Raw genomic sequence first — 9,293 nt, forward strand, 5'->3', positions numbered from 1 at the left:
CGTTGTTTTAATAAGAAGTTGTTCCATTTAATTTGATTAATGTTTCATTTTTTTGTATATATATGATGTAATTTTTAACTTTGCAACAGAACCATCAAAAAGCTAATAGACCACTCTTTTAAATTTTACACTACTTTTTCATACAAAATCAAAAATTTTAATTATCTATAGTTACAATACCAAACTAATTGTGCTTTTCTTTTATAAATAATGAGAGAATAAAAGCAATAATAATTAAGAAAGTTGTAAAAATAAAAGCAGCATCAATACCGTACACTATTGATTGTTTCATAATGCTTAATTTAGAACCATGAATATCAAAAATTTGTGCAGAAGCTTTTGTGATGATAGACATTACTGTAATACTAAGAGCTGTACCCATAGCCCCAGCAATTATGCGTACAGAATTCATAATTGCAGTACCATGAGAGATATCTGTGTTAGGCAATGCATTAATAGCAATAGTATTTAAAGGCATCATTAGAAGTCCTACAGAAAACATTCGAATAGCATAAATAGTAACTACGTACCAATAAGGGGTATTAGTAGTTAAAAATGAATGTAATATTGTCATAATAATAAGTAAAATAAACCCTGGAATGATTAGTATACGTCCGCCAAATTTATCAAAAACTTTTCCTGTATAAACAGAAATAAATGCATTAAATACTGCCCCCGGTAAAATTACAAGTCCAGATAACAAAGCTGATAGACCTAAACCTAATTGTATATACATTGGAATTAGCAGGGCTGGACCTACAATACCAATAAAAATAATCATACTAGCGATTGATGATAAAGTGAAAGTAGAATTTCTGAATACACGTACATTTAATAAAGGATTTTTTAAATGTAATTGGCGAAAAACAAATATGGTAACTACGAAAACTCCTAATATAAATGTAATAAGTACACTAGGAGAGGTTAAACCTAAAGTTCCAATGCTACTAAAAGAAAAAAGTAAGAAACCAAAACCTAAAGTAGAATATACAACGGAAAGTTTATCTAATTTTAATGGCTTTTTGTCATCGTTACTTTTAACGACACGTACCCCTAGTATAAAAATAATTAAAGAAAAAAGGGCAACAACAAAAAAGGGCATACGCCAACTATAATTATCTAATAAAAGACCACTTAAAGTTGGTCCAATTGCAGGTGCGGATTGAGCTACGATACCTGTCAATCCCATTGCAAAACCTCTTTTTTCAACTGGAAACATTATAAATATAGTAAATTGCATTAAAGGCAATAAGATACCTGCTCCTACAGCTTGAAATACACGCGCCAGTAGTAAAAATTCAAAGTTAGAAGCACATACTGCTATTATAGATCCTAGTACAAAAGTAACCATAGAAAAAGTATATAAAAAGCGTGTCGTGTATTTTTCCATTAAAAATGCTGTAAGGGGTATCATTATGCCGTTTACAAGCATGAATCCTGTTATTAACCATTGAGAAGTAGTGGCTTCTATTTCCATACTCTTTGAAATATCTGGTAATGCTGTATTTAAAATAGTAGCATTTAGCATAGCTACAAAAGCACTCAAGAGCATAACTAATACTATCATATTCCTTCTAGAAGTAGTTAATTCATTATTCGACATTTTGACCTCTCCTTTATGTGATTTCAGATAAATATAATATCATTATTCATTCTTTTAAAAAAATTCTTGCTTAGAATATTTTATACTACATAGAAATATTGTAATGCTAAAATGTTTTTAATATCTTTGAGTTATTTTTAGTATCAAGACAATAAGAAACTTGTTTCAAAACTATAAAAATTAAAAAATAAAGTTTTCTCTTTAAATACAAAACTAAAAAATTTACTAGACATAATATTTTAGGTTTTTTATTAAACAATAAAAGCTGATTCTATGAAAATGAGCAACATTTAATCCATTTATAACACCTAATAAATATTTACCATTATGCCGGTTATTAATTATCTGAACAGATATGTAAAGTTTTTTAGATAAATAATCATGTCATATCCTTTTTGCTTTCATAAGGTTTTTCAATTTTCTATAGTTGAATTGAAATTTCTTATAATAAAGAAGGATTAAAATGCTAACTATTTTTGAAGTGACAAAATAAAGAGATAATTTATTTATGAAAAAGAAAACTATAGAAACCATCATAGGAGCAATTTTACTATATTTAATCGTAACTGCATTACCAGTAAGTCTAATCCCTCAAGCAAACGCATCATTAAATCATGAAATACAAGCCAAAGAAGGAAAAGTGCTGCCAATACATATGCTTTCAAACTGCAGAAAAATAATTACTAATGCGTTAAAAAGTACAAAGTCAATGTTTTGATTATTAAATAACAACTATTAAATCATAAATATATACAAAATATCACAATTTTTATGAAATATTATTATATTGACATTGAGCCTTTAACTCTTTAATAATCTAAAAAATGTAGAATAATTAGCCTAATAGCTTAGTCTACATCGACATTCATTTACAAACTCAGTTAAGGGTTCTTCTCAGCATCGATAAATTTATCAACGTAAATGCGTAGTTTAATTAAGACTCTATATTTTCTAATGCCACATTTATACATCTTAAAAAATACTTTATGAAAATTTGCATGTGATAATTCAATATATTCCATTTGTATTTTAAGAGGGCAATTAGAGTAAAATCTACATTTAGGATTTATTAAAGCGCCAATTATAAGCAAAATAAGGATAGATCTTTTTGATATTTATTTTGTAATTAAAGAATGTTACTTATTGGAATAAAATAATTTTAAATATAATCATAATAAACTATAATGACTATATAGTTTGTATTAATAAATTGAGAGGGAGAGATTCATTATTAATTTTGAAAATATTACAATTGCTGGTGGAGGCGTACTAGGGACACAAGTTGCTTTTCAAACCGCTTGGAAGGGCTATAAAGTTACCATCTATGATATTAGTGAAGACGCTTTGATTAATGCTAAAGAAAGAGTAGAAAATTTAAAATCACGTTATCAAGAAGATATGAACTTAGATGAGAATAAGACGAAAAAAATCGTCGAATCAATAAAATTTGAAGAGGATTTAGAGGAAGCAGTAAGAAATTCAGATTTAGTTATCGAAACTATTCCTGAAAAGTTATCTATAAAGCAAGCTTTTTATAAAGAGCTTGCTGATTTTGCCCCCTCCAAAACTATTTTTGTAACTAATTCTTCTCAACTATTACCGAGTAAATTCAAAGATGCAACAGGTAGACCTAAGCAATTTGCAGCACTTCATTTTGCGAATGAAGTATGGAAAAGGAATACTGCGGAAGTTATGCGTACTGATGATACAGATGATAATGTATTTGATGCAGTACTAAAATTTGCTGAATCTATTGGTATGGTTGCTCTACCAATTTACAAGGAAAAATCAGGGTATATACTTAACTCGATATTAATGCCATTTAATGCTGCTGGCGCTTATTTATTAAGTAATAAAATTGCTGATTTTAAAACAATAGATAAAACGTGGATAAGTGCAACAGGTAATCAATTAGGACCTATAGGATTAGTTGATTTAGTAGGTTTAAACTCTCAATTAACTGTTTTCAAAGAAAAGTATGGTCATATTAATAATGATTGGCACGCAAAATATATTAAAATCTTAGAAAAAATGGTTGATGAAAATCGTATTGGCATTACAGTCAATAAAGGTTTTTATGAGTACCCAAACCCAGAATTTACCCAAAAAGAATTTTTTAAAAATACCCTGGACATTCAAAATTCGAATCATTCCTTTGAATATATAACAATTCTAGGTGGAGGTATTATAGGTACTCAACTCGCTATAAAAATAGCAGAAAAAGGATTCAATGTCACAATTTATGATAAAGATAAAGCATGTTCTAAACGTTTTGATGATACTTTGAAAATTTATCAGAAAGAAACAACTGCCTCAGATCAAAAATTGAGTGAAATAAAAAATTGTGTAAATATTGAAATGAATTTAGATTTGGCAATTGAGGAAAGGGATTTACTTATTGAAGCTATACCAGAGATAATGAGAGACAAACAACAATTATTTGAACAATTGGCGACTAAGCCAATTAAGGACAAAATTATTGTAACTGTTACAGATACATTTAAACCAACGGATTTCTCAAATATCTTACAAACGCCTAAAAAATTTGCAGCATTTCATATTATAAACCGACCTTGGAAAAACAATGTTGTAGAAATTATGACTAGTAAACAGACCTCTCCAGAAACCATTAATAAACTTGCGGCATTTGGGAAAGACCTAGATTTTTTAGTGACTATTATAGAAAAAGAGCAATCTTCCTATATTACTAATACGTTATTACTACCACATCTTCAAGAAGCACTTAAATTATATGTAAACGAAATTGCTAACTTTAAAGATATTGATAAAACTTGGATAGTTGCTTTAAAAACAAAACAAGGACCGTTCGCTCTTATGGATTCCATAGGATTAAATACAATATATAATATTCAAAAGACTAAGTATGAACAAACAAAAAATGCAGAAGATAAAAAAGTTGTGATTATGTTAGAAGAAAAAATAAAGAATGGACACATTGGCTTAGAAAGTGGAAAAGGTTTTTATACTTACGAGTGAAACTTTTTTAGAAATAAATATATTTGAAAAATTTTAATTTATATATAACAATAACTATACTAGCATTTGGATTATCTTACATTTAATTGGACAACTTCGATGAGTTGACATATTTAGATTAAGAATGTAGGTGGTCTTTTTATATCGAAGAGAATAAAGAATATCTTTACTAAAGAATCCAAATAACAAACGGTTCATCTGTATTAATCTAAAGGTACAGACTCAATTGAGCATAAAGACAATTATTGAACAATTGCGTATAAGAAATGATACTTTAAAGTAAACTGCGATGATTATAGAAAAAAATATAATATGGACTAATATTTTAACTTCTTTCGTTTCTTTCTACTTAATAAATGAGTCATAAAATAGATGACTGGAATTAAAAAGTGTAGAATTATTTGAGTAATTTATATAATAAGATTAAAATGGGTGATTAGGATGTCACATGATTTGCTAATTGAAAATTTATTCTCAATTTGGTGGATTATTTTAGCAGCAATGCTAGCACCTATATTTGCACTTATTACACGAAAATACATACCTGATGTTATTTGGCTTTTAGTATTTGGTATCATAATCGGACCACATTTATTAGGAGTAGCTAAAACTACTGAATCCGTTGAAATACTGCGTGAAACTTGATAACTTTGTTCACATCATGACCACAGCAGCGAGTGGTTGTATCGTCGCATTATTTGCGCATTGGCTACGCAATCGCAACAAATAATTAATAGGCGACTTTATAAGCCAGCATCGAAAAAATCCCCACACTATTGCAGTAGTGTGGAGATTAATGCATTAATTGTTAATCATTTTCGTTATTTAAATTATAACATTACCTATTGAAGGATTGCAAAGTTATGAGAAATAATGATTAAGAAAAGAAGATATCTAAATACTTTTAATTGAGGATAATATATTGATACTTTAATTGTTTTATTTTTGCGTTAAGTAACCATCTTCCATATGAAAGATTTTGTCGCAAAATTTAGTTAACCGTTCATCGTGAGTAACAATAATACATATTTTTTGACGTTGCTTAGACTGTTCTTTTAGTATTTTTATAACTGCCATCGCATTTTCAGTATCGAGTGATGCGGTTGGCTCATCAGCTAAAATAATAGATGGCTGTGTATAAATTGCTTTAGCAATCGCAACACGTTGTTTCTGTCCTCCTGACACTTCAGAAGGCAATTTATTCTCGATTTCTTTCAAACCTAAATCGTCTAACAATTTATCATGTTCTTGAGTACTTAACACATCTTTTTTATAACTTTTTAATAAGTGAAATTGTTGTTTGATTGTTAAGAACGGAACTAAGTTAGTCGCTTGTAATATAAACCCAATTTCTTTCATTCTCATTCTGGATAAATTCTTCTGATTCATTTTTGAGATTTTCTTATCGTTAATATAAATTTCGCCAGATGTAGGCGTTTGTAAGGCACCAGCCATTGTTAGGAATGTACTTTTACCAGAACCAGAAGGACCAATAATAGCTATAAAATCGCCTTTTTCAAAAGATAATGATGTTGGTTTAACTGCTTTAATCATATGATTTCCATCTTGAAATTCTTTTGTTACTTTCTCGAATTTTAACATAATGAAGTCTCCTTATCCGATTACTTTAAGTGGATCAATTTTTCTAATAGATAGTACTGAGAAAAGACTACCTACAAGTGAAATAAGTATCAGAACAATACCGAAAATAACAAGTGTTATAACATCAAATTGAATCGGTACTGCTTTGGGTAAAATTAGACTTGTAAGCAAGGTCAACATTAATCCAATTAATGAGCCAATTAAAGCTAATATAAAGGTTTGTGCTAATACCATCTTCATTAAGAACCCATTCGTAAATCCTTGCGCTTTTAATACACCGAATAAACTCTTCTTCTGTAGAGTAATAACATATAAAAATACTCCAATAACTGTAGCAGAAATAACAAACAAGAATGTAATCATGAAATTCATTGTTAAGTTTTGAGGTTTATAACCTGGTAGATTTTCTACAAACTCATCAATACCAATCACTTCTAAATCACTATTCATCTTTTTATCATTCCAATTACTATCTTTGACAACTACTGAATTGGTTTTGTCTGATGATAATGCTGGGTTAATTTTTTCCATTGTTTTATTATTAGTAAAAATAACAGGGGAAGCATTATATTTCGCACTTTCTGACACTCCAACGATATGTAATTTCTCGTCAGATTGAGATAAATTGATTATGTCATTAACTTTAAATCCTTTATCTTTCAATGATTGATCAATGACGACCTCATTATCTTTATTAAACGCTTTGCCTTCCTTGATCTTCGGAATCAAGAATGAATTTGATGTTACCCCAAAGAGTATCGCATTCTCTTTACTACTTCCATTTGAAGCGATAATGCCCATTTGCTTTAAAGGAGCCTCTTTTTTAAATTTCCCTTTAACATCCGATGTTGTTATTACTGATTGTTGTACAGTTTGATTAGCATCTTTATTTAAGACAATTGCATCTGCTTTCCACTTCTTAATACCTTCTGTGTTCATATTAATTAAACCATTCGCTAGTCCAGATAATAAAAAGAGTAAATAACTAATTAATACAAGAATGCCTATAATTAATCCGAATTTTAGCTTATTGTATTTAATTTCATTCCATGCCAAAAACATTTAATTCGCTCCTTTAAACACGATATTAATAAGTATAACAATAAAAGCTTTGTTTAATATATTAAAAATAATAATTTGTATAATTATGGTACACCCTAATCATACAAATGAAATGGTTGAATTTATAACAACTTAAACGTATGATTAGGGTGTATATTAATTACGGAGTGAAGATGAATGATTATAGGTTATGCAAGAGTTTCTTCAATAGATCAAAATTTAGAAAGACAGATTGAAAATTTAAAAACATTTGGCGCTGAAAAAATATTTACAGAAAAACAATCCGGTAAATCTGTTGAACACAGACCCATTTTTCAAGAAGCATTGAACTTTGTGAGAATAGGAGACAGATTTGTCGTAGAATCGATTGATCGTTTAGGACGTAATTATGATGAAGTGATTAATACGGTTAATTTTTTAAAGAATAAAGAAGTTCAATTGATGATTACTAGTTTACCTATGATGAACGAAGTCATTGGTAATCCATTATTAGATAAGTTTATGAAAGATTTAATCATACAAATATTAGCGATGGTTTCAGAACAAGAAAGAAATGAAAGTAAGCGTCGACAACAACAAGGAATTAAAATAGCTAAAGAAAAAGGCGTTTATAAAGGGCGACCTTTATTATATTCTCCCAACGCGAAAGATCCACAAAAACGCATTATCTATCATCGCGTTGTAGAAATGTTAGAGGAAGGTGTGTCTATCAGCAGGATTGCGAAAGAAGTCAATATCACAAGACAGACCATTTATAGAATTAAACGTGATAGCGAATTATAGGAACTTTAATAAATAACTAAGGATTATATTGCGTTGGTATCACTTTGTAAAAGAATCAGAGGAGAATATGTATGTTTTTACTAGAATTCAATCAATTTTCAACGAGAAAAGTAGTAGGTCTATTCAAAACAGTAGATGACATCAAGTCATGGATCAATTCAATAGACAATATAAAAGTCTATAGAGAAAACATCGATGGTGTTATTTTTAAAGATTATGTTTTAGATTATAAAGAACTTCCTTCATACTTAGAGATTAAGTGGAGGGATAGTAAGTTTATACTTAGTAAGTATATGTTTTCTCCAGATGAGGGAGATATAGTATTAACTTGGGAAAAATTAGATGTACTATCTGAGATTGAGGGGGTTGTTTCTGGTCAAAGTAAAATAGGTGCTTATGTTATTAGTAATGAGGATTTAGAATATTACATTAAATCATTAGAAGATATGAAAAAGTATTTAATTAATTATTTCGAAAACAAAAACCACAATGTAAAAATTTCAGGTCAAGGATCCGAAGATGGTGAATATTTATTAGTGGATGATAGGTTCGTATGTCATCTAGAAGATTCAATTGTTGAGAAATGGCAAAAAAAGAAATCTAAAAAACATTTTATCGAGTACTTAAAATGCGATGACATATTTTGATATTCTATTTCTATGAAAAATGATAAAGATATGTAGGAGCAAAAGGTATATAGTTACCTCAAAATACAGACACAAACAATGTTAGAACATTATTTGTGTCTTATTGGTTAACATAATAGGTCATTATAAAAACTATACAAACATCTTCTGTAATAATCCTTGTTTACGTTGCTTTAATAATTCAACTTTTGTAGATTGTTTTTTAATTAAAATTTCAACTTTATCTAAGAAATTACCAATCTTAGTTTGTTCTTCTCTACAAGGTAATTTAATAGTGGTTCTGTTGCAAAGCTGAAAAATAAATGTCTAGTCTCAATTTTAAAATAATAATTTGTGTCAATTTGCTAACATGATGTTAATTTCATGGCATGGCGAAAATCCGTAGATCTGAAGAGACCTACGGTTCTTTTTATATAGACCGTAAATACATTTAATACCTTTTAAAGTATTTTTTGTCGTATTGATACTTTGATATCTTGTCTTTCTTACTTTAATATGACGGTGGTCTTGCTCAATGAGGTTATTCAGATATTTCGATGTACAATGACAGTCGGGATTCAGTTTAAACGTTTTAATGACTTTAGCCATGGCTACCTTCG

The 9,293-nt window shown here is 28.9% G+C and carries 10 protein-coding genes; 6 read left to right on the forward strand and 4 right to left on the reverse strand.

From position 1 onward, the window contains the following. Positions 1–184 precede the first annotated feature (184 nt). Complete coding sequence (locus CD155_RS07825) at positions 185–1,603, reverse strand: MDR family MFS transporter (protein WP_103212991.1); 1,419 nt, start codon at positions 1,601–1,603, stop codon at positions 185–187. A 508-nt stretch (positions 1,604–2,111) separates the two neighbouring features. Here CD155_RS07825 and CD155_RS07830 point away from each other — a divergent pair. The 4 genes from CD155_RS07830 to CD155_RS07845 all read left to right on the forward strand — a co-directional run bounded on the left by CD155_RS07830 (position 2,112) and on the right by CD155_RS07845 (position 5,330). After that, a complete protein-coding gene (locus tag CD155_RS07830; RefSeq protein WP_103212992.1) occupies positions 2,112–2,321 on the forward strand; it encodes a hypothetical protein in 210 nt (69 codons plus the stop codon). Between the two features lie 527 nt (positions 2,322–2,848). Further along, positions 2,849–4,600, forward strand: coding sequence for a 3-hydroxyacyl-CoA dehydrogenase (locus CD155_RS07835; RefSeq protein WP_256605001.1), 1,752 nt, complete (start codon positions 2,849–2,851; stop codon positions 4,598–4,600). A gap of 441 nt (positions 4,601–5,041) precedes the next feature. Beyond that, positions 5,042–5,245, forward strand: a complete 204-nt coding sequence (locus CD155_RS07840; protein WP_103212994.1) for a cation:proton antiporter — start codon at positions 5,042–5,044, stop codon at positions 5,243–5,245. Next, positions 5,235–5,330, forward strand: a complete 96-nt coding sequence (locus tag CD155_RS07845) for a type I toxin-antitoxin system Fst family toxin (RefSeq protein ID WP_103212995.1) — start codon at positions 5,235–5,237, stop codon at positions 5,328–5,330. The genes CD155_RS07840 and CD155_RS07845 overlap by 11 nt, the downstream gene beginning before the upstream one ends. A 209-nt stretch (positions 5,331–5,539) precedes the next feature. On the opposite strand, the gene CD155_RS07850 is transcribed toward CD155_RS07845, so the two are convergent. Together CD155_RS07850 and CD155_RS07855 are read right to left on the reverse strand one after the other, a co-directional pair. Continuing rightward, entirely contained in the window at positions 5,540–6,202 is a 663-nt protein-coding gene (locus CD155_RS07850; protein ID WP_103212996.1) for an ABC transporter ATP-binding protein, read from the reverse strand. 12 nt (positions 6,203–6,214) lie between these two features. Continuing rightward, the gene (locus CD155_RS07855; RefSeq protein WP_103212997.1) at positions 6,215–7,264 is read right to left on the reverse strand and encodes an ABC transporter permease; all 1,050 of its coding nucleotides are present in this window, start codon (positions 7,262–7,264) and stop codon (positions 6,215–6,217) included. A gap of 177 nt (positions 7,265–7,441) precedes the next feature. On the opposite strand from CD155_RS07855, the gene CD155_RS07860 reads away from it, so the two are divergent. Next, positions 7,442–8,047, forward strand: coding sequence for a recombinase family protein (locus tag CD155_RS07860; RefSeq protein WP_103212998.1), 606 nt, complete (start codon positions 7,442–7,444; stop codon positions 8,045–8,047). A 71-nt stretch (positions 8,048–8,118) separates the two neighbouring features. Continuing rightward, positions 8,119–8,694 carry a hypothetical protein gene (locus CD155_RS07865; protein WP_103212999.1) on the forward strand — a complete coding sequence of 192 codons (576 nt, stop codon included), beginning with the start codon at positions 8,119–8,121 and terminating at the stop codon, positions 8,692–8,694. Positions 8,695–9,030: 336 nt separating this feature from the next. Here the strand turns inward: CD155_RS07865 and CD155_RS07870 are convergent. Further along, the coding region (locus CD155_RS07870; protein WP_142382852.1) for a DDE-type integrase/transposase/recombinase at positions 9,031–9,293 on the reverse strand (263 nt) is incomplete at its 5' end.

The organism is Staphylococcus caprae (assembly GCF_002902725.1).
GTDB classification, from domain to species: Bacteria; Bacillota; Bacilli; order Staphylococcales; family Staphylococcaceae; genus Staphylococcus; species Staphylococcus caprae.

Bases quoted from the DNA above. Each gene is read 5' to 3' on its own strand.
- CD155_RS07825 (WP_103212991.1), bottom strand. From the start codon at position 1,603: ATGTCGAATAATGAATTAACTACTTCTAGAAGGAATATGATAGTATTA.
- CD155_RS07830 (WP_103212992.1), top strand. From the start codon at position 2,112: ATGAAAAAGAAAACTATAGAAACCATCATAGGAGCAATTTTACTATAT.
- CD155_RS07840 (WP_103212994.1), top strand. From the start codon at position 5,042: ATGTCACATGATTTGCTAATTGAAAATTTATTCTCAATTTGGTGGATT.
- CD155_RS07850 (WP_103212996.1), bottom strand. From the start codon at position 6,202: ATGTTAAAATTCGAGAAAGTAACAAAAGAATTTCAAGATGGAAATCAT.
- CD155_RS07855 (WP_103212997.1), bottom strand. From the start codon at position 7,264: ATGTTTTTGGCATGGAATGAAATTAAATACAATAAGCTAAAATTCGGA.
- CD155_RS07860 (WP_103212998.1), top strand. From the start codon at position 7,442: ATGATTATAGGTTATGCAAGAGTTTCTTCAATAGATCAAAATTTAGAA.
- CD155_RS07865 (WP_103212999.1), top strand. From the start codon at position 8,119: ATGTTTTTACTAGAATTCAATCAATTTTCAACGAGAAAAGTAGTAGGT.